Source organism: Mycobacteriales bacterium (assembly GCA_035533475.1).
GTDB lineage: Bacteria > Actinomycetota > Actinomycetes > DATLTS01 > DATLTS01 > DATLTS01.
In genome coordinates this window covers 1-20,910 of sequence record DATLTS010000014.1, presented here as the reverse complement: position 1 = coordinate 20,910, position 20,910 = coordinate 1, and the positions used below count along the sequence as shown (strand labels likewise).

The following is a 20,910-nucleotide window of genomic DNA, read 5'->3' as shown; positions in this document are numbered from 1 at the left end:
CGCCCGGGAGGCGAGATGCTCCATCTGCTGTTGCGTGAGCGGCCGGTCTCCGGTCGCACGGTCCGCGGCTGCCTCGCCCTCGCCGCGGCGGTGGTGCTTGTCGGCGTGACGGCCGGGTGCGGCTCCACCGCCGTACCGACCGGGCCGGGCGGCGCGAACCCGACCGGTCAGGGCGGACTGGGCACCGGCTCGGCCGCACCGGGGTCGGACGCCGCCGCGGGCACGGTTCCGGGAACCGCCGCTGGCGCCGTCGGAGCCGGGGCGCAGGGAAGTGGGACGGCCGGCGGGCCCGGCGGATCCACTGGTCGCACGGTCGCAGGGTCCGGGCCCACCGGTGCCGGGGTCGCCACGAGCGCACCGCAGGGTTCGGTCAAGGCGGCGAGCATCGCGATCGGTTTCATCTACCCGACGCACACCGAGGAGCTGACGGCTATCGGGGTCAGCGGGGTGAGCACCGGCGACCCGCACGCGCAGGCACAGGCGATCGTGGACGCGTTGAACCGCGGGGGCGGTATCGCCGGGCGCCGCATCGTCCCGCTGTACTACGGGATCGACACCAGCCAGTACCTGTCCAACCCCGACCCGCAGTTCCAGGCAGCCTGCGCCTACTTCACCCAGGACAACAAGGTGTTCGCCGTCGTCAGCTACCTCGACGCGGAACAGGCGGGTTCCCCGGGGTTCTATTACTGTCTGGCCCAGCACAACACGGTTTTCGTTGACGATGCCAGCGGCATCACCTCCGCCGAGTACCGCAAGCTGGGCCCGTACTTCTACCAGCCGAGCAACTTCCTCGCGGAACGCGGCATGGCCACCTACATCGGCGGGCTGGCTGCGATGAACTGGCTGAACCCGACCACGAAAATCGGCGTGTTCTACGTCGACACTAGCCAGGCCCGTGACCTGATCGCGCACGTGATCATCCCGATGCTCAGCGCCCGTGGCCTGAAGGTGACCGCGCAAGGCGGCACCGGCACCGGGGCCGGCGGGATCAACGATATCCCGGGGATCGTGCTGAAGTTCCGCCAGGCCGGGGTGACGAACATCCTGAACCTAACCAACCCGATTTTCTTCATGCAGCAGGCGGACAGCCAGCGCTACTACCCCCGCTACGCGCTGTCCTCGACTTTCTCCCCGTCGACCATGCAGACGATTGCCCCCAAAGACCAGCTTCCGGGCGCGGCGTCGATCGGCTGGCAACCCATCAACGACGTGGACCAGGCCCACGATCCGGGACCGGTCAGCGCCAACGAGACCCGCTGCCTGCAGCTGATGCGCAACGCCGGGCAGGACACCTCCAACCGCACGGTGCAAATGTACGAGGCGCAGCTGTGCGACCCGATGTTCTTCCTGCAGCAGGCGCTGCGCGGCGCCACTACCGTGAGCCCCGCCGTGCTGGCCGACCGCGTGTACGCCCTGGGCCGGTCCTTCCCGTCCGCGCTGACGTTCGGCACCTTCTTCCAACGGGGCCGTCCGGACGGCGCCGGTGCCTACCGTCCCTCGCTGTACGACACGGGCTGCGGCTGCTTCGTCTACACCGGACCGACGCGGCCCTCGTTCGACCCGCCCGCCTCGTGACCGCGACCCTCCCCACCGTGCGGGTCCGCGATCCGCTGGCGTTCCTGCCCGCGTTGGAGCAGGCGGACCTGATCCGCAGGGGCGAGTTGACGCCGGCCGAACTGGTGGAGATTTACCTGGAGCGAACGGCCGCGCTCGATCCCGACCTCGGCGCCTACGTCACCGTCGACGCCGACCGGGTCCGCGCCGCCGCGGCCGCGGCGGCCAGCCATCCGGCCACGGACACCGCCCCGTTGCGCGGTGTCACGCTCTCCGTCAAAGACCTCACCCGCACCGCCGGGTTACGGACCACCCTGGGCATCGCCGGCCTACGCGACGACCTGCCCGAACGCGACGACCACGTCGTCACCGCGCTGCACCGGGCCGGGCTGCTGCTGCTCGGGAAGACCACCACCCCCGCCCTCGGTCTGGGCTGCGTCAGCGAACCCGCGGGGCTGCCCGCGGCGCGCAACCCGTGGGATCGGACCCGAAGCGCCGGCGGATCTTCGGGGGGCGCGGCGGCGGCGGTCGCGGCGGGGCTGTGCGCCGCCGCGCACGGCACCGACGGCGGGGGGTCGATCCGGATTCCCGCCGCCTGGTGCGGAGTGGTCGGCGTCAAACCGACCCGCGGGCGGGTCTCCGCCGCCCCCGCGGCAAGCAGCCTCACGGCGACCTCCGGTCCGTTGGCCCGCACCGTCACCGACGCCGCCGCGCTGCTCGACGCCATGTCCGGGCCGACGCCCGGCGACGCGTTCGCAGTCCCACTCCCCGACCGGCCGTTCCGGTTGGAGGCCAGCACGGCCCCGAGCCGGCTCACCGTGGGGGTAGCGGTCGGCCGCACCCCGCTCGATCCCGACGTCGCCGCCGGACTGGATCGCGTCATCGGGTTGCTCCCCCGGCTCGGCCACCGGGTGAGCGCCCGCGAACCGGAGCCGCACTGGGACATGATGATCTCCCCGTACCTGCATCCCCTGCTCGGGGCCACGGTCCGCCAGGCCCTGGCGACCCTGACGGTCGACGCGCCGCTGGACCCGTTGCTGGGCGCGGCCAGCAGGGAGGCGCCGGTCAGCGCGGACGACTACGCCGCGGCCACCGCCGAGCTGCTCACCCGGGCCCGCCGGGCCGCCGAGGCGTTCGGCGACGTCGACGTGCTGCTCACCCCTACCGTCGCCAAGACGCCGCCGCTGATCGGCGCGCATCGTGAGCTCCCGGTGGCTGAACTGTTCGCCACCTGGGAGAGCTACGTGCCATTCACCACGATGTGGAACTGGACCGGACAGCCGGCGATCTCGCTGCCGGTCGGGTTCGGGGCGGACAGTCGACTGCCGATGGCCGTCCAACTCGTCGGACGCGTCGCCGACGAGGCCACCCTCTTCCGCTTGGCCGGACAACTCGAACGCGAACTGCCCGCCACCCACCGCTGAGGATCCGATGCCCCCCCTGCGCTCCTATGCCGCCATCCTGCGGGCCGCCGCCCTAGCTGGGCCGGACGAGCCCGCCGTGGTGACCGTCGCCCCCGACGGGACCGAACGCACCCTGTCCCGCGCCGAGCTGGACGCGACCAGCGACGTCATGGCCGCCGGCCTGGCCCGGCTTGGGGTCGCACCCCGATCCCGGGTGGCGGTGGGTCTACCCAACGGGGCGGAGCACGTGCTGGCCTGCAGCGCGGTGTGGAAGCTCGGCGGCTGCGTGCTGCCGCTCGACCCCGCCGCTCCACCGCCCGAACGCGACGGGCATCTCGCCCTGTTCGACCCAGAGGTCGTCGTCGCGCACTGGCCGGACCTGCCGGGGACCGTCACCGGCGCGCAGCTGAGCGACAGCGCCCGCGCGGTCCCTGCCCTGCCCGACGTCGTGGCCGACCCGGGCAAGGCGATCGGGACCGGTGGTTCCACCGGCCGGCCCAAACTCCTGGTGAACGACGGGCCGTGGGGGCTGACCGCCGAGCTTGCCGACGTGCTCCGTGGATTCGGGCTCGCCGCCGGCGACGTACAGTTGCTGCCCGGTCCGCTTTACCACAACTTCGGTTTCGACTGGTGCTACTACGGGCTGATGCTGGGTCACACGGTGGTGCTGCTGGAACGCTTCGATGCCGGGCTGGCGGTCGACGCCATCGAACGCCACCGGGTCACCACGGTGGGGTTCGTGCCGACCATGATGCGTCGCATCGCCGCCCTCGACGGGATCCGCGACCGCGACCTGAGCAGCTTGCGCGAGATCGTGCATTCGGCCGGGCCGTGCCCGGCGGCGGTGAAACGGGACTGGATCGAGCTGATCGGCGCCACCCGGGTCCTCGAGGCGTACGGCGCGAGCGAGGGGTACGGCAACACGGTGATCCGCGGGGACGAGTGGCTGCGCCATCCGGGCAGCGTCGGCCGCGGCTACCACTGCGACATCCGGGTGCTCGACGCCACCGGCGCGGCGCTGCCGCCCGGCGAGGTCGGCGAGATCTACATGCGCCCGCACGAGCTGCGCCCGGCGGAATACCTCGGCGCGGACCCGCTGCGCACCCCCGACGGGTTCGGCAGCGTCGGCGACCTGGGCTGGCTCGACCCGGACGGATTTCTGCACCTGGCCGACCGGCGCGTCGACCTGGTGGTCAGCGGCGGGGTGAACGTCTACCCGGCCGAGGTGGAGGCCGCCCTGGCCGACCACCCGCAGGTCCGCGACGCGGCGGTGATCGGGCTGCCCGACGAGGAGTGGGGCCAGCGGGTGCACGCGGTCATCCAACTCGCGGCCGGCGCCGACGAGCCCACCGTCGGCCAGCTGACCGCACACTGCCGGGCACGCCTGGCCCCCTACAAGCTGCCGCGCAGCTACGAGTTCGTCGCCGCGTTGCCCCGCGACGACGGCGGGAAGCTGCGGCGGGCGGCGTTGGTGAGCGCCCGGGTCCCCGCGGCCGCCGGATGACCGCGACCGCATCCGGCACCGACGTCGCGGCGCAGCTTCGGGACCTGCTGGACGCCGGGATGGCCGCGCATGCGGTGCCCGGCGTTGCGGTCGGGATCCTCAACGGCGACGCGCAGATCGTCGTCACCGCCGGGGTGACCCACGTCGACGCCCCGGTCCGCGTCGACGACGCCACCTTGTTCCAGATCGGCTCCACCACCAAGACGCTGACCGCGACCGTGGTGATGCGGCTGGTCGAGCGGGGCCAGCTCGAACTCGACGCCCCGGTCCACCGCTACGTCCCCGAGCTCGACCTGGCCGACCGCGACGCCCTGGAGCGGATCACCATGCGGGACCTGCTCACCCACATGGGCGGCCACGACGGGGACCTGCTCGACGACTTCGGCTCCGCAGACGACGCGCTGTCCCGGGCCTGCGCCTCGATGGGGGTGCTCCCCCAACTGGCGCCGCTGCGCACGGTCTGGAATTACAGCAACGCCGGGTTCACCATCGCCGGACGGGCGATCGAGACCGTCACCGGCGCCCCGTTCGAGCAGGCCTGCCAGGAGCTGGTCCTCGACCCGCTCGGGATGGCCGACTCCTGCTTTTCCGCGGCCGACGCCATCACCCGCCGAACCGCGGTCGGGCATCGGGTGCGCGACGGCACCCCGCTCGTCACCCGGCCGTGGGAGCTGACCCGGGCAACGGCGCCCGCCGGCGGGTTGGCCTCCTCGCTGGTGGACCAGCTCCGCTACGCCCGGTTCCACCTCGGCACGGGACCTCGGCTGCTGAGCCCGGACTCGCTGCGACTGATGCAGTCCCCGCTGGTCCCCGCCGGCGGCGGGCGGGCCACCGCCTGCGGGCTGTCCTGGCTGCTCCAACCGACCCCCGGCCTGCTCGCCCACGGCGGCGAGACGAACGGGCAGATGTCCTCCTTCGCTCTGGTGCCCGACCGCGGCTTTGCAATCGCGGTGTGCACCAACGGTCAGCTCGGCGCGCTCGTGCACACCCCGATCGTGAAGTGGGCGCTGCGGCAGCTCGCCCGGATGCCGGCGTCGCGGCCCGCCGCGCCACCGGCTCCCTCCATCGCCCCCGCGCAGGTCGGCGGTGCCTACCGTGCCCGGCTGCAGACCGTGCACGTGCAGGCCGGGCCAGCCGGTAGCCTGCTGATCGACTACCAGCCGACCGACGTTCAGCTGGCGTCGTTCCCCGATGCGCAGCCGGTCGAGCCCCATCCGGCCGAGCTGACCGGCGGAGACACCCTGCGGATCGCCGGCGGTCCGCTCGCCGGGGCCCGTGGCGAGTTCCTCCGCGACCCGGCCGGGAAGGTGAGATGGCTGCGGATCCTGGGCCGGCTGCACGTGCGAGCACCGTGACCCCCGAAGCGGCTGCGCCCGGCCAGCCGGACCGGCCCGCGCTCGGCGAGGTGCTCGTCCTCGGCGCCGGACAGATGGGCGCCGGCATCGCCCAGGTCCTCGCCCTCGCCGGCTGCCGGGTTCGCCTGCACGACCGGGACGACACCGCGGCGACCGCCGCGCTGCACCGCATCGAGCACGGCCGGTACGGGATGCGGGCCGCCGCGGATCGCGGTGTGATCGGCGCCGAGCAGGCGGCGGCCGCGCTTGCCGCGATCCGCCCGGTCGCGCAGTTCGCCGCCGCCTGCGCCGACACCGAGCTGGTGATCGAGGCGGTCACCGAGAACCTCGCCGCGAAGATCGCGGTGTTCCGGGCGCTGGACGCCGCGACCCCGCCGACCGCGATCCTGGCCAGCAACAGCTCCGGGTTCCCGGTCGCCGCGCTGGCCGCCGCGACCGACCGACCGCAGCTGGTGCTGGGCTGGCACTGGGCGTCCCCGGCGCCGGTCATGCGGCTGGCCGAGATCGTCGTGCACGACACCTGCGACCCCGCCGCCGTCGACACCGTCGTCGGGTTGGCCCGCCGCTGCGGCAAGAACCCGCAAGTCGTCCGGGACGACGCGACGCACTGGGGGTTCGTCCCCAACCGGATCATGCTCGCCGTCTGGGCCGAAGCCGACCGCATCGTCAGCGACGGGATCGCCACCGCCGCGCAGGTCGACGCGCTGGTCAAAGACTGCTTCCGCTGGCCGGCCGGCCCGTTCGAGATGCGCGGCGCCGGTGCCGACCCGCCGCCGCACCTCCATGCCGGCGACGCCCGGACCCGGCTGATCGAGCAGGCGCGGCGCCTCGCCGGCCACCCGTGACCGTCACCGTGACCGGCGGGTTCGACCCGCTCGCCGCCGACGAGGTGCTGCGCGCCGTGTGCGACGCCGACGGGCCGGGGATCCAGCTCGCCATCAGCTGCGGGGACGAGGTCGTGTACTCCCGCGGCCGCGGGCTAGCCGACCTCGAGCACCGGACACCGATCACCGCCGACACCGTCTTTCACGTGGCCTCGGTGTCCAAGCAGGTCACCGCCTTCGCAGTCGCGCTGCTCGCCGAGCGCGGGGCGCTGGACCTGGACGCGGGCATCCGCGACTACCTGCCGCGGATGCCCGAGTGCGCCGACGGGGTCACGGTCCGCCAGCTGGTCCACCACACGAGCGGTCTGCGGGATCAGTGGATGCTGGCGCTCGCCGCCGGCTGGCGCATCGAGGACGTGATCACCCGCGCCGACATCCTCGACCTGGTGCACACCCAACGTGAGCTGAACTTCCCGCCGGGCAGCCGGTACCTGTACTCGAACACCGGGTACACGCTGCTCGCCGAGCTCGTCACCACGGTGAGCGGGCTGGAGTTCCCCGCCTTCTGCCGGCGGGAGCTGTTCGAGCCGCTCGGGATGCACAGCACCCAGTTCTGCGACGATCACCGGCGGGTGGTCGCGCATCGGTCGTCCTCCTATCTGCCCGCCGCCTCCGGCTCCGGCTACCAACGCTGCCCGCTGAACTACGCCACCGTCGGCGCGACCAGCCTGCTCAGCACCGCCGGTGACCTGCTGCGCTGGGCGGCGAACCACCGGCACGCCCGCGTCGGCGGGCCCCGGGTGCGCGACCTCGCGCACACCAGCGGGGTGCTCACCGATGCCACCCCCACCGGGTACGCGTTCGGGCTGATCCTCGACGAGTACCGCGGGCATCGCCGGTTCGGCCACGGCGGATCCGACGCCGGGTTCCGCGCCCAGCTGGTCAGCCTGCCCGAGCTCGGGCTGAGCATCGCCGCCCTGTCCAACCTGGCCACGGCGGACCCCGCGAAGCTGTGCGAGCGGCTCGCCGACCTAGTCATCGGCGCGCCGCCCGACTCGACGCCACCCGCGACGGTTAGACCCGTCGGCGCCTACGTCGGCACCTACGCCGACTCGGACACCGGCGAATGCCTGGACCTCACCGCAGACGCCGGCACCCTGACCCTGCGCGGCGTCGGCCCGCTGGAACCGACCGGCGCGGACCGGTTCCGCCACGGCCCGGCCGAACTGCGCTTCGACGCCGCCACCTCCCCGGCCGGCTCGCTCACCCTCACCGTGGTGTCGCAGGGCCCGCGCCGGCTGACCCGGATCCACCGCCGGGAACCCGCCCCCGCCGAGCTGGCCGAGCTCGCCGGCCGCTACCGCAGCCCCGAGCTCGACGTCGACTACACCGTGCGGAGCACCGACGCCACGCTGGTGCTGCACCGGCGCAAGCTGACCCCGATGCCGTTGGAGCCCGCCGCCCGCGACGGGTTCACCGGCAGCTGGGGAGACCCGGTGACCCCGGTGCAGTTCGCGGTCGTTTTCGACCGGACCGACGGGGTGGTGAGCGGGCTGCGGTTGAGCATGGCCCGGCTGGCCAACCTGCGGCTGCACCGGGTGGACACCGGCAACGGCGACCACCCGTGATCACCCGGGCGGAGCTGACGGAGCTGCGCGACGCGCTGCATCCGGGGGCGGTCCGCGACGACCCGGACCTGACCGCCGGCTACCGCACCGACCAGGCCAACCTGGTGGCCGCGGCCCGGCCGGCCGCGGTGGTCGCGCCGGCCAGCCTCGCCGAGGTCCAGCACAGCCTGCGCTGGGCGCGCCGCCACCGGGTCCCGGTGGTGACCCGCGGGGCCGGGACGGGACTGTCCGGCGGGGCGAACGCGCTGCCCGGGTGCCTGGTGCTCAGCACCGAACGGCTCACCGCGGTCCGCGACATCGACGCCCCGAACCGGACCGCCACCGTCGAAGCGGGGGTGATCAACGCCACGCTGAACGCCGCAGCCGCCCCGCACCGGCTGATGTTCGCCCCCGACCCGTCCAGCTGGGCCAACTGCACGATCGGCGGCAACATCGCCACCAACGCCGGCGGGCTGCGCTGCCTCCGCTACGGCGCGACCCGCGCCGCCGTCCTCGGCCTGCAGGTCGTCCTCGCCGACGGGCAGGCTATGCAGACCGGCGGGGCGACGGTGAAACGCTCTGCCGGCTACGACCTGACCCAGCTGCTCATCGGCTCCGAGGGAACCCTGGCGGTGATCGTCGCGGCCACCGTCCGGCTGCAGGCGCTGCCCGGGCCGCAGGTCACCGCGCTGGCGACCTTCGCCTCCTTGACGGCCGCCGCCGCCGCGGCTGCCGGCGTCGCCGGCGACGCCGGGATGCCGACCCTGCTCGAGCTGATGGACGCCACCACCGTGGCTGCGCTGGACCGGCTGCGGGGGACCGGCTTCGGCCCGGACGTCGGCGCGGTGCTGCTGGTCCAGCTCGACGACGCGCCGGGCGCGGACTCCCGGTTGCAGATGGCGCTGACCGGCCAGGGCGCCGGGCAGCTGCACCTCACCCGGGACCGGGCCGAAGCCGAGGCACTCCTCGACATCCGGCGGGCCGCCTACCCGGCGCTGCAGACCCTCGGCCGGGTCCTGGTCGAAGACGTCGCGGTGCCCTGCACGCAGCTGCCCCCGCTGATCGCCGCGGTCCAACGCATCGCCGCGACCAGCGGTCTCACCGTCGCCGTGGTGGCTCACGCCGGGGACGGCAACGCGCATCCCCTGCTGGTGGTCCCGCCCGGCGAGGACGGGGAACGCCGGGCCTGGGACGCGGCCGACGCGATCGTCGCGGCCGCCCGCGAGCTGGGTGGCACCGTGTCGGGGGAGCACGGCATCGGCCGGCTCAAACGCCGCTGGCTCGCCGACGAACTGGGTCCGGCCGCGCTGGGCCTGCACCGGCAGATCAAGGCGGCGTTCGACCCGGCCGGCATCCTCAACCCGGGCGCCATCTTCGACCCGGCCACCCCACCCACCGATGCCAACACCGACATCGCGGTCGACGCCGGCACCGACAACGACGGTGTGCGATGCCCAGGCTGAGCGGACGCGTCGCGATCGTCACCGGCGCCGGACGCGGACTGGGCCGGGCGCACGCGCTGGCCCTCGCCGGTCACGGCGCGGCGGTAGTCGTCAACGACCTCGGCGCCGAGGTGTCCGGGGACGGCGCCGACCCGACCCCCGCCCAGTCCGTGGTCGACGAGATCCGCGTCGGCGGCGGGTCCGCGGTCGCCTCCGGTCACGACGTCTGCGACTGGGCGGCCGCGGCCGAGCTGGTCCGGCTGGCCGTCGACACCTTCGGTGGTCTGGACGTGCTGGTCAACAACGCCGGGAACCTGCGGGACCGGACCCTGGCGAACATGAGCGAACCGGACTGGGACCGGGTGATCGCGGTCCACCTCAAGGGCCACGCCGCGCCCAGCCGCCACGCCGTCGCCTACTGGCGGGAGCAGTCCCGAGCCGGCCGGCCGGTGCGCGCCTCGGTGATCCACACCTCCAGCGCGTCCGGCCTGGTCGGCAACGTCGGGCAGGCGAACTACGGCGCGGCGAAGCTGGCCGTGCTCGCCCTGTCCGCGACGATCCGGCTGGAAGCCGGCCGCTACGGGGTCCGCTCGAACGTCATCGCCCCGGCGGCGGTGACCCGGATGGACGGCAGCAGCGCGACCCCGACCGCCGGGCTGGAGGCGCACCGCGTCTCCCCCCTCGTGGCCTGGTTGGCCGGCGCGGACTGCCCCGCGACCGGGCAGGTGTTCCAGGTGCACGGCCGGCGCATCCTCATCCTGCAGGTCCCCGCCATCACCGCCGACCTGACCACCGAACGGGAATGGACCCTCGACGAGCTCGACCGGGTCCTCCCACCCCGGCTGGTCACCCCGTTGACCCTCGAGGATCTGCTGCCCCCCGCCGACCTCCTCCCCACCGCAAACCCGTGACCGTGACCACCGCCGAATTGGACCAGGTGGCCCGGGCGCTGGGCGAGCGCTACCAGCTCACCGTCGACGGGCTGGCCACCCTGCCCGGCGAGATCGACCGCAACGTGCGGGTCGAGACCCCCGACGCGGCCTATGTGCTCAAACTGTCCCCTCCGTCGGCCGGGCCCGAGGTGAACCTGCAAGTGGCGGTGCTGGACCAGCTCGCCCGGGCCGAGCTCGGTGTCACCCTGCCACGGGTGGTCCGCACAGTCGAAGACGACGCGGTGCTCACCCTGGAGCTGCCCACCGGGGTGCACCTCGCCCGGCTGCTCAGCTGGGTGCCGGGACTGCGGTGGCGGGACGCCGGCTGGCGTTCGGCGCAGCTGCGCGCCGACCTGGGCGCGCTGGCCGCCCGGGTCGGGCAGGCGCTCGCCGGGTTCGACCATCCGGCGCTGCATCGCCACCACGGGTGGGACCTCCGGGACGCGGCGGACATCGTCGCCGACGGGATGGCGTTCCTCGCCGACCCCGACCAGCGCCGGGCGGTGGACACCGTGATGGCCCGCTACCACGAGACGGTCCCCGACGCCCTGCCGCGCCTGCCGCGGGCGGTGACCCATCACGACCTCAACGACGCGAACGTGCTCGTCGCCCGCGACCCGGCCGGCGCCTGGGCGCTGTCCGGGGTGATCGACGTGGGCGACGTGCTGGCCACCGTGCGGGTCGCCGAACCCGCTGTCGCCGCCGCCAACGCGATGCTGCAAACCCACGACCCAGTCGCCGCCGCCGTCGACGTCGCAGCCGGGTTCCACGCGGTCAGCCCCCTCGACGACGAGGAACTGGCGGTGCTGCTCCCGATGGCCGGGGCGCGGCTGTGCATGAGCCTGGCCACCTGGACCCGCCGGCAGGTCGAGGACCCGGGGAACGGCTACCCGCTCGACCGGGTCCGGTTCACCTGGCCGACCCTGCGCGCGCTGGCCGAGATCCCCGCCGAGCTCGCCCAGGCCCGGCTGCGGGCGGGCGCCCAGCACCGGCCGCCGCGGCCGCTCCCCGCAGCGGCCGTGGGACCCCACCACCGCGGCGCGGTGCCGCTGGTCGGCGACGCAGCCGCGCTCACCGTGCTCGACCTGTCCCCGGGCGGCGACGCGGACGTCGAGCCGATCCCGGTCAGCGACGCGGACCAGCTGGTCGTCTCGGCCCACGCCGAACCCCGGCTGTCCCGCGCCGGCCGCCGGTCCACCAACGCCGAACCGGCCACGGTGCACCTGGGGGTGGACGTCTTCGGGCCCGAGGGCACCCCGGTGCACGCTCCGCTTCCCGCCGGCTGCGAGTCCGCCGACGGTGGGCGGATGGTGCTGCGCCTGCCCGACGGGACGCGGCTGATCCTCGCCGGGCTGACGCCGGCGGTCGCGCCCGGCACGCAGCTGCCGGCCGGGACCCTACTCGGCACCGTCACCGGCCGGCCGTGCGAGCCCACCGGCCCGGCGCACCTGCACGTCCAGCTGTCCCGGCTGACCACCAGCCTGCCGCCCGTCTTCGTCCCGCCCAGCCACACGCCGGGGTGGCTCGACCTGTGCCCGGACCCGACCCCGCTGCTGCTCACGTCGGCGGACCCGGCCGCCGGACCGGGCCGGCCGGACCCGCCCCCGCGCCTTCCGGAGGTGCTGTCCCTGCGGGCGCGGTACGTCGCCCGCTCCCAGCGGGCGTACTACCGGCGACCGATGAACCTGGTCCGCGGCCGGGGAGTCTGGCTCACCGACGAGGACGGGCTGCGCTACCTCGACGCGGTCAACAACGTCACCCACGTCGGGCACGGCCACCCCCGGGTGGTGGCCGCCGCGGCCCGCCAGATGCACCGGCTGAACACCAACAGCCGCTTCCTCTACCCGCAGCTCGCCCGCTACGCCCACCGGCTCACCGGCACGCTGCCCGACCCGCTCGAGGTCGTCTTCTTCGTCTGCACCGGCAGCGAGGCGAACGACCTGGCGCTGCGGATCGCGCGCACCGTGACCGGCCGCGCCGACGTCGTAGTCATCGACGGCGCCTACCACGGCAACACCACGACGGTGACCGGGATCAGCCCCAACCGATACAAGGGCCCCGGCGGCACCGGCGCGCCGGGCACCACCTGGGAGGTACCGACCCCCGACCGCTACCGCGGTCGCTACGGCTACGCCGACCCCGACGCCGGCGCCCGCTACGCGAGCGACGCCGCGGACGTCATCACCGCGATGGTCGCAGCCGGGCGCCCCCCCGCGGCGGTGATCGCCGAGTCGTTGATGGGCACCGCCGGACAGATCGTTCACCCCCCGGGCTACCTCGACGCGCTCCTCGCCGCGACCCGCCGGGCTGGTGGCCTCGCCATCGTCGACGAGGTGCAGGTCGGCCTGGGCCGGCTCGGCCCCTTCTGGGGCTTCGAAGCCGCCGGAGTCGTCCCCGACATCGTCACCATGGGCAAACCGATGGGCAACGGCCATCCGCTGGCCGCGGTGGTCACCACCCGGGAGATCGCCGACACCTTCGACACCGGGATGCGCTACTTCAACACCTTCGGCGGCAACCCGGTGTCCTGCGCGATCGGGCTCGCCGTGCTCGACGTGCTGGACGAGGAGGACCTGCCTCACCACGCCGCCACGGTCGGCGCCTACCTCCGGGACCGACTCACTGGCCTCGCCGACCGCCACCCGCTCATCGGTGACGTCCGCGGGCAGGGGCTCTACCTCGGCATCGAGCTGGTTCGCGACCGCACGACCCGCGAACCGGCGGCGCCCGAGGCGTACGCGGTCTGCGAGCGGATGAAAGACGAAGGCGTCATCGTCTACCCGAATGGCGTCCACGACAATGTCCTCAAGGTCAAACCGCCGATGGTCTTCAACACCGGGGACGCCGACGCATTCACGGAGTCACTGGAACGGATCCTGAGCGAGGGCTGGTAACCGCAACCGAGCGACCTCGCCCCCTCTGCCGCCGCCCGCTATCGCTTGCCAGAGCCGGCCGGGGTCGCCAGCACGGGACGGCGCCCCCGCCCAGCGCTCCTGGTAAGCGAGCTCGCTGACCTGCTGGACACAACTCCTGCTCATCCACCCAGGCGCCCGCTGCCCTCGCCCACCCCGTAGAGCGCCGATATTCGAATTCGGCACACCAGGCGATTGCGCTGCTACCCATAGCAACCGCCGCCCGGCGTCGCCGTCCCAGAGTCGCCGGCCCGGGTTGTGACCGCAACCTGCCGATCAGGGCCTAGGCGCGGTTTCGGCGGCTGTCCGCCACGAATCACGCAGCGATCTTCACCGATGACTGGCTACCGGCGCGGCCGTAGCGCACCCACATCGAGCAGGGTCGAAATATGTCCTTGCTGAAATATGGTTAACAGGACGACGACCGGCAGGACCAGGAACACGACCGGGGCCAAGTGTCATGTTCCGTGTTGCGGATCTGCCTGGTGGGCGGGGTCCGCAACCCGGCACGGAGCGGTCGGTTGCCAGCGGTTGCCCGGCGGCATCCACCGGGCTCGTGATCACCCGGTCCCGAAGCCGTGGGGGGCGCCGGTCGTCACCTCGCGCACGCGGGTGCAATCCGGTCCCGGTCAGTTGAGCACCCATCTACGTTGCGGTTGCGCCCGGCTCCTGCGATTGTTCTGACATGAGCCTTTCCGGGCGGCTACGTCGACTCGACGCGCGGGTTCTCGGCGCCACGGAGGGTAGTCCCCGAGCCCGCCGGAAGGCCGACATTTGGGGGGCGTCCATCCTGGGTCTGGTAACGCTCGGAGTCATCGGCGCCTGGCTCGTGCACTCCCGGGATCTGGTTCCGCTCATCGTTCCGATCGTCATGCTCGGGGCCACGTTGGTCAGACTCAGCCGCGCTACAGGCGTGAACACGGGCCAGCCACCTCGACTGGCCCGCTGGGGCGGCGGCCCTGTCCGGGACGCGGAGATGCGGACCTTCGCGGGACCAATCCTTGACGTCCAGGAGCAGGAGCCGAACACCTAAATTAGCAAAAACCTGATCGTAGGCGAGAATAGAGGACCTGGTCGTGCCATTCACCGCCTCGCCACTGACATTCGCGGAGCACGCCCTCCCGGGTAGACCCAGCTTTCTCCAGAGATCGCTGCTCTGCAATGTTCTGGACGTCGGTAAACGCTTCGACCCGGTTCGCTCGCGTGTGCGCGAAGAGATATCGCGCAAGAAGTTGCTGAGCCTGCGTACCAACGCCTAGACCTCGAACATCGTCCCGAAGCAGAATGCCGAATTGCCAACACCACGACACGGCGGGCGGACCTCAACTGTTCTTCCACCAAGCAAGACGCCCCGCCCATTTTGCGTCGGCCTCAATGACCATTCGTCCCCACTCGGATGTAAGGAAACCTGTTTCCGCAAACTCAGCCCTTGCGGCGCTTGCCCCCAGCGGAAACCCGAACCACTGGGTGGCTCCAACCTGATCTTCGCTGGAAAATTCCTCGTAGAAGCGATCCACGTCAACTGCGGTGAAGGGTCGAAGAGTGACTTCCACCTTGGATAGTTGTCTTCCTGAGAGTAGCGGGCATAAGGGACGAAAATTCTGACAGCACACTATTGATGAAGCACGCAGCGGCGTCTAACGCACTTTCCCGGGAATCGCCGGGCCGGCAAGCGGATCTGCCCCCGCCAAGCCACGTTGAGCAGGTCGGTGACTGTCCCAGCGTCAACATCCTTGGCCGGTCTCAGGCCGGAAGCTCGCCGTCGACCCCGCGGCGCCTCGGCCGGGGGGAGTGACGCGGTGCTCACCCACGGCCGAGTGGTCACCGCTCAGGACGCGCACGGCCGAACGATTTCCGCACCGTCGGTCCAGCGACGCAGCGGGGCACCTACTCGGCCGCTATCGCTCGCACGGATCGGTTCGACTCGCTGCCAGGAGTTGCCTCAGTCGTTCGCTGACCTCGACGGTGTACGGCACCGACTTCAATGACTTGGTCGTCACGACGATCCCCTGTCGACGCAGCCGCCCCTGTAGCCACTCGTAGGGATGCTCGTCCTCCGAGTCGTCCTCATCGGGAAGCACAGTAGTTTGGACGTCGGCCTCGATATGAGCGGCCGCCATGCCGGCGAGTGGGTCGCTTGTTGTCGGTCGGCGTGGCCCCGAAACCGTGAAGCCGCGCACGCCGGAATGCAGGGTGACCCGGCGACCGTCGGCAAGCACCGCGAACTCCGCAACGTCAAAGGAGACGCTACCGGGGCTGGCTGATGACTCCTCCTCCGGCACGAAGTCGCAGCACGCCCCGAGGCCGACAATCTCGTCGCTCACCCAACGACGGTAGCCAGCTACCCTCCACCGCCGGGCTTGGGAAGGTTGAGTTCAGCGGCGGTCGTCGGATCGTCGGGACCCGGACGTCGGGGCTCCCGATCCCCCGAGGTGTCCCCGCCGTCGCCGCCTAGGCGTTTCCCAAGCAGGGTGAGAGCCCGCTCCCGGCTGAGATGGTTCGACGGCTCATCATCGACGGTCACCGACTTGCCGCTCGGAACGTGGGTCACCCGCACCGCCGTGCGGTGCCCAGCGCGGTCCACGTCGATCCGGAGCTCCCCCGGCGCCAACTCCACCCACAGATCATCGCGCACCAACCGACCGGGTGGGCCCAGGCCACCCGAGCGCCGAGCCGTTGCTTACATCCACCCGGTCGACCGCGGAGCGGCTGCTAAAGATCACGACGGGGAACCACCAGCAATCCGGGGGTCACGTGTCGAGGTACTCGTCCTCGAGCCACACTCGAAGGACATCCGGTTCGGCGGAAAGCCGTCTCCGCACGACCGTAGCCTCCTCGGCCGCCACCGAGAACCGCAGCACTTCCGTGCGGTACGCCCCGGGCGCGCCGAAGGAGCCGGTGAGCGAGAAGTCCCCGTTCGAGTAGGCCCCGGCGATTTGGAAGACGCGCCGGTCACTCGTCTTGCCGTCCGCCTCGACCTGGTAGCTCTCGGAGCGCCCGGAGCCCGGTGGCAGGTCCGGCCGGGGAGGCTGCCTGACTCCCTGCTCTGAGGCGAGCTCGACTGCCACGCACACGCGCTTCTCCACCTGGCCAGTGTCCCCCGCCGGTGCGAAACCCCAGGCGGAACGCGAGCCCCGACCTGCGCTGCGGCGGCGGACCACAAGCTCCCCAGAGCGCCGGGGATGTTCGGGGTGGCCGCCACGTCCGCCCGCACGGCTGCACGGCGGTTTAGCCGCAGCCTTCGACGCCGGCGATCCACCAACCACCCCGTGGACGTGTTCGGCGTTCAGCTGGATGTCCGCGCCGGATCCCAGGATGTGGAAGAAGTCGACGTCTCCGAAGCGGCCGGGAGCCTGCCGCGCGCCGGTCGCCGGGAACTCATGATTCCCGCCGGCGGTGGGGGTTGTTCCCGCCGGCCCGGTCGTTGAGAAAGCGAATGGCAGCCCTGGCCCTTGGCCGTCACGTTCCAAAGCGAGGAAAGCCCGCAGTGCCGCCAGCGGTGTACCCGGATCCGCCTGGCCCGGCGGCAACCCGGTGTAGAGCGTGCCGGTGAAGTGCTGCTGGTCGGGCGGTAACCACGGAAACGGCCCGGCATCTGGAGCTGACCACGAAAACGGTGTCCACCGAACCGGGTCAGCTCCACTTCGGATAAGAGACTCTGCCGTCGCGTCGCCGCTGCCGACGCCTCAACTTGGCGAGGTCATCGCCGCTTGCGACGAAGCCCCAGAATGAGGGCAGCGATCAAAAAGCTCGCCGCAACGACAGTATCTATCACCACCAGTACAGACCCGCCTGCCGCCAGCCCGAAGAAGCGACTTGCGGCAACGAGCCCCAGCAGTAGCGCGGCGGCCACCAAAGTACCCATTTGAGCTTTGGAAGACCTCAACGATCTCAACCCTCCATAGTTACTTTTCACCACTGCGACGGCCCAATTTCCCGACCCGCGAAGCCAGTACGGCGGCAACGAAGAGTAGGACCGCGACGCCTGCGACGATGAGAGGTAAAAACTCTGGTGTCCCGTGTAGTAGGAATGCCACTGCCACGAGTGCGCCGGACGTGATGGCTCCGAAAAGCCTGGCCATAGGACGGCCTGCGACGCGCTTTCGCTCCTGGCTGTAGACGGAGCCGAATGTCGGAGGCTGCTCAGTTCCTGCCGCTTGCTTATCCATCGCGAGTCTCGTCCGAGACATGAGAGTGTCGTTGAGCTGCCTGGTTGACGCGTTGTCCGCCGCTGCGGGCAAGCCGGCAAGCGAGCATCCGGCGGCGTAGCCGGCGCCCGGTAAGAGATGTTGATCGGATACGCGAGGGTCTTGAGCGACTCTCGGGTAGGTCGGGGGGAATGTTCGCATTCGCGACCGCGAATCGGTCACCAAGTGGATCCGCCATGGGGTTCGCCGCCTGAGGCGTCAGTTAGTCACGGGGCGGCAAGGGAAGCATGAGGTCCGGACAGACCCAGGGCGCTGAGCGCCGCAGTGTGGCACGACACGACCACGAAGACAAGTGGCCGGTGGCCCTGCTGTTCTAGCCCTTCGCGGTTCGAGGGCCGCGAGGATGCGCCCCGGCACGCAGGTCTCGCGACTAGCGCACAACAGGAGCCGCGTGGCCACTCAGGTCACCGCGGCGGCGTTCGAATTCGTCGGGGTGGCGCTGGTAGGCATCTGCGTTGGGCTCCTGCCGGGTGTACAGGTGAATGGCATTCCTCGCCGCGATCGGCTTCGGGGTCGTCTGCACGATCCCGGGACTGAGCGGCGGCCGCGGTTATCGTGAGAGCGACCGCACCGTTGGTGCTCGGCATGAGGGGGATTCCCCGGGCGTGACCAGGGACCACAAGCGTGTGCCCCGCCGCGCTCGTGTTGATCCCTACAGTGGTGTGGGCAGGCGGCTGCAGTACGCGAGCTTCGGCCTCGTCCTGGCGAGCTGCGCGGCGGTCGCGGGTGTGGCTGGTACCGGGTGGTCGTGGTGGCTGTTCGCGTGGGGCGTCGGCGCCGGCATCTTGGGGATGGCGTGCTACCGGCTGACGATCAGGTTCGTGATGGTCGCGTTGAAGCCGTCACCGGCGGACCAGGCGAAGGCGCAGCAGCTGGTCAAGGCCCGGAGTCGCGTTGTATATCCGATGTACCTGGGATTCGGCCTCGCCATCGCGACCGTCACCGCCGCCTTGCAGACAGCGTGGCCGGACATTCTGCTGACCGGTGCCATTGTGGTCTTCGGCTTGTTGCTGCCTCTGCTCTTTCTCCGGATAGCCAAGAGACGAGCCGCTGGAATCCGTGCGAGGCAGCAGATGTAGGCGTAGGCATTCAACGCCAATCGGCGGATCACCGCCATGCCTCCGGCCTCCGCGAACGCGGAAACCAAAGACCGAGTGCGCCGATTCGGAGTGAGAGCATCCGAGGTCGGCATGATGGTAGAGCTGTCTGATCCGATTTACACCGTCCGGCATGTCGCAGCCCTTTGCCACTGCTCCGTCCGGACCGCACGTCAACTCGTCCGACGTTGCGGCTTCCCGCCCAACCTCGGCCTCAGCGGTCGTCAATATCTCTTCGACTCGCAGGCAGTCATGCTGTGGTGGCGCGAACAGCGCGGGGAATTGCGTCCCGCAGGGGCGGTCACCCCTCGGGTCAAGAGTGCGCTTCTTCCTGCCTCGTATCAGGTGGTGACGAAGCCCTACGCTCGTCGCCCACGACGGACGTCGGCCGCATGATGAGCCCACAAACACCGTCGCGGCTGCGGTCGGGCTAGGTGCCGGTGTAGAGACGGTCTGCGTCGATGATCTCGACATCGTCGCGCGCGGAAGCCAGTGACACGAGTTGGCGGCTGGCGCCGGTCCGGGAGAACAGCAGGAGCTTTGCGTCGGGTGCGCCGAGCAGGTTCCGCAGATGCTCGAGCCGGGCCAGCTGTCCGGCTCCGACCGGTTCGGTACGCCACTTCGCTTCCCCGATCGCGCTGATCCGGCTGCCGCGATTGGCTCGGACCTCGAGGACGACGACGTCCAGCTCGTGGGTTCGGCCATGTTCCCGGCACGCGACCTCGGTCGCACCGACCCGGCTCGCGCCGCCGCCGAGCGTTGCCGGGTCGGCGTGCTCGGCGCACCAGGCCCGGGCCAGGGTCTCGAAATGGGGACCGTAGATGCGGGAGGAGACGGTGTCGGCTAGCTCGGCCCAGACGGCTCTGGCCTGACCTCGGCCGAGCCGGGCCTCGTTCGGGGCGATGACCAGCTGGTGCAGACGAAGTACCGGCTCGGCGATGTGGTAGGTCGTCCGCTTCTGCCTGAGCGCGTCGGCTAGCGGGCTCACGAGCCGCGCCTCGGTGAGCACGGTCAAGGGATGCGTGAGGGCACCCTCGGCTTTGCCGACGGCGGCAGCGATCTCGCTGCGGCGGGTATGTCCAGAACTGATCGCGGTGAGCACGGCGAGGTACACGGAGGCATTGCGGACATCCGGCTCCTCGGCAAGCAGCACGCTGCCCTCGCGGAACATCGCCGACGCCGGGTCGAGGAGGGTGGCTACTACCCAGGCGTCGAACTCCTTGTCCCGGCCCGGTGCGTGGCCGCGACACATGTCGCGGTAGGCCGGGGTGCCGCCGACCAGCGCATGCAAGCGCATCGCCACCTCGGGCGCACCGCCCACCCCCCAGAAGGCGGCCGCGTCTCGATAGCCGAACGGATGGACCATCAGTTCGAGAACGGCACGGCCGCGCAAAGGCGCCGTGCCACCGAGCATCTCGCCCATCGTCGAAAGCGCGGATCCGCAAAGGATCAGTCGGGCCGGCCAGCCGCGCGCTGCGGCGCCGCGCGGGCTCAGCAGGGCCTGCAGCATCGAGGGCAGCTCGGGATTCCCGTCGAGAAGGTAGGGGAACTCGTCGATCACGACGGCCACCGGCGTGCGGCGTCCCTCGCCTAGTGCGAGCAGCGCCCGCATCGCGTCCTCCCATGTTCCGAACGCGACCGGCACCCGAATGCCGGTGAATGCTTGGTACTGGACGGCGAACCGGGCCAGGTTCTGCGCGCTCGACTGCTGCAGTGCCGCACAGTAGAAGCCGGCGCCTGCCTCGGCGAGGGCCTCGAGCAGGAAGGTCTTGCCTTGTCTGCGCCGGCCGTAGACCAATCCCAGGGTCGCGCCGGCCCGGGGGGAGCGGACGAAGCCGTCGAGCGCGGCCCACTCACGATCGCGGTTGAAGACGTCCGCGGGCTTGTTCATCAGTAATGGTAATCACAGTTATGATAACTACGCCAGTGGTCGCGTTGACTCAGCTAAAAGGTCCGCGTAGCCGGGTTCGTTGCCTCACGTAAGAAGGTCCGGCTAGCGGCGTGTCGGTGCTGGCCGCTGGGGGTTTGCCGGTCGGCTTGCGGGATGGAGCTGACGTTGGCGAACCGGAAGG

General features: G+C 71.4%; 15 protein-coding genes. 11 read left to right on the top strand and 4 right to left on the bottom strand.

What is annotated here, in order from left to right; all coding sequences use genetic code 11:
• Positions 1-15 precede the first annotated feature (15 nt).
• The 10 genes from VNG13_01630 (at position 16) to VNG13_01585 (ending at position 14,566) form a co-directional block, all read left to right on the top strand.
• Positions 16-1,575 carry a hypothetical protein gene (locus tag VNG13_01630; protein ID HVA59220.1) on the top strand — a complete coding sequence of 520 codons (1,560 nt, stop codon included), beginning with the start codon at positions 16-18 and terminating at the stop codon, positions 1,573-1,575.
• Positions 1,572-2,978 (top strand): amidase, encoded by a 1,407-nt coding sequence (locus tag VNG13_01625; protein HVA59219.1) that lies wholly within the window; start codon positions 1,572-1,574, stop codon positions 2,976-2,978. The genes VNG13_01630 and VNG13_01625 overlap by 4 nt, the downstream gene beginning before the upstream one ends.
• Before the next feature lie 7 nt (positions 2,979-2,985).
• Positions 2,986-4,461, top strand: a complete 1,476-nt coding sequence (locus VNG13_01620; protein ID HVA59218.1) for an AMP-binding protein — start codon at positions 2,986-2,988, stop codon at positions 4,459-4,461.
• Positions 4,458-5,816, top strand: coding sequence for a serine hydrolase domain-containing protein (locus VNG13_01615; GenBank protein ID HVA59217.1), 1,359 nt, complete (start codon positions 4,458-4,460; stop codon positions 5,814-5,816). Before VNG13_01620 ends, VNG13_01615 begins: the two co-directional genes overlap by 4 nt.
• A complete protein-coding gene (locus VNG13_01610) occupies positions 5,813-6,661 on the top strand; it encodes a 3-hydroxyacyl-CoA dehydrogenase family protein (GenBank protein HVA59216.1) in 849 nt (282 codons plus the stop codon). Before VNG13_01615 ends, VNG13_01610 begins: the two co-directional genes overlap by 4 nt.
• Entirely contained in the window at positions 6,658-8,268 is a 1,611-nt protein-coding gene (locus VNG13_01605; GenBank protein HVA59215.1) for a serine hydrolase, read from the top strand. Before VNG13_01610 ends, VNG13_01605 begins: the two co-directional genes overlap by 4 nt.
• Positions 8,265-9,710 carry an FAD-linked oxidase C-terminal domain-containing protein gene (locus tag VNG13_01600; protein ID HVA59214.1) on the top strand — a complete coding sequence of 482 codons (1,446 nt, stop codon included), beginning with the start codon at positions 8,265-8,267 and terminating at the stop codon, positions 9,708-9,710. Before VNG13_01605 ends, VNG13_01600 begins: the two co-directional genes overlap by 4 nt.
• On the top strand, positions 9,698-10,600 hold the full coding sequence (locus VNG13_01595; protein ID HVA59213.1) for an SDR family NAD(P)-dependent oxidoreductase: 903 nt from the start codon (positions 9,698-9,700) through the stop codon (positions 10,598-10,600). Before VNG13_01600 ends, VNG13_01595 begins: the two co-directional genes overlap by 13 nt.
• Entirely contained in the window at positions 10,597-13,515 is a 2,919-nt protein-coding gene (locus tag VNG13_01590) for an aminotransferase class III-fold pyridoxal phosphate-dependent enzyme (protein HVA59212.1), read from the top strand. The genes VNG13_01595 and VNG13_01590 overlap by 4 nt, the downstream gene beginning before the upstream one ends.
• Before the next feature lie 703 nt (positions 13,516-14,218).
• Positions 14,219-14,566, top strand: a complete 348-nt coding sequence (locus tag VNG13_01585; protein ID HVA59211.1) for a hypothetical protein — start codon at positions 14,219-14,221, stop codon at positions 14,564-14,566.
• An 865-nt stretch (positions 14,567-15,431) separates the two neighbouring features.
• On the opposite strand, the gene VNG13_01580 is transcribed toward VNG13_01585, so the two are convergent.
• The 3 genes from VNG13_01580 to VNG13_01570 all read right to left on the bottom strand — a co-directional run bounded on the left by VNG13_01580 (position 15,432) and on the right by VNG13_01570 (position 16,619).
• Positions 15,432-15,857, bottom strand: coding sequence for a hypothetical protein (locus VNG13_01580; protein HVA59210.1), 426 nt, complete (start codon positions 15,855-15,857; stop codon positions 15,432-15,434).
• A gap of 17 nt (positions 15,858-15,874) precedes the next feature.
• The gene (locus tag VNG13_01575; GenBank protein HVA59209.1) at positions 15,875-16,168 is read right to left on the bottom strand and encodes a hypothetical protein; all 294 of its coding nucleotides are present in this window, start codon (positions 16,166-16,168) and stop codon (positions 15,875-15,877) included.
• Between the two features lie 115 nt (positions 16,169-16,283).
• Positions 16,284-16,619: a hypothetical protein gene (locus tag VNG13_01570; GenBank protein HVA59208.1), complete on the bottom strand. Its 336-nt coding sequence runs from the start codon at positions 16,617-16,619 to the stop codon at positions 16,284-16,286.
• A gap of 1,604 nt (positions 16,620-18,223) precedes the next feature.
• Between VNG13_01570 and VNG13_01565 the strand changes: the two genes are divergently transcribed.
• Positions 18,224-18,820 carry a hypothetical protein gene (locus VNG13_01565; GenBank protein HVA59207.1) on the top strand — a complete coding sequence of 199 codons (597 nt, stop codon included), beginning with the start codon at positions 18,224-18,226 and terminating at the stop codon, positions 18,818-18,820.
• A 448-nt stretch (positions 18,821-19,268) separates the two neighbouring features.
• On the opposite strand, the gene VNG13_01560 is transcribed toward VNG13_01565, so the two are convergent.
• Complete coding sequence (locus tag VNG13_01560; protein ID HVA59206.1) at positions 19,269-20,729, bottom strand: ATP-binding protein; 1,461 nt, start codon at positions 20,727-20,729, stop codon at positions 19,269-19,271.
• Positions 20,730-20,910: the final 181 nt, after the last annotated feature.

What these genes read in the sequence shown, in the direction of transcription:
- VNG13_01615 (HVA59217.1), top strand. Translation starts at nt 4,458, where the DNA reads ATGACCGCGACCGCATCCGGCACCGACGTCGCGGCGCAGCTTCGGGAC.
- VNG13_01560 (HVA59206.1), bottom strand. Translation starts at nt 20,729, where the DNA reads ATGAACAAGCCCGCGGACGTCTTCAACCGCGATCGTGAGTGGGCCGCG.
- VNG13_01585 (HVA59211.1), top strand. Translation starts at nt 14,219, where the DNA reads ATGAGCCTTTCCGGGCGGCTACGTCGACTCGACGCGCGGGTTCTCGGC.
- VNG13_01595 (HVA59213.1), top strand. Translation starts at nt 9,698, where the DNA reads ATGCCCAGGCTGAGCGGACGCGTCGCGATCGTCACCGGCGCCGGACGC.
- VNG13_01630 (HVA59220.1), top strand. Translation starts at nt 16, where the DNA reads ATGCTCCATCTGCTGTTGCGTGAGCGGCCGGTCTCCGGTCGCACGGTC.
- VNG13_01565 (HVA59207.1), top strand. Translation starts at nt 18,224, where the DNA reads ATGGCATTCCTCGCCGCGATCGGCTTCGGGGTCGTCTGCACGATCCCG.
- VNG13_01620 (HVA59218.1), top strand. Translation starts at nt 2,986, where the DNA reads ATGCCCCCCCTGCGCTCCTATGCCGCCATCCTGCGGGCCGCCGCCCTA.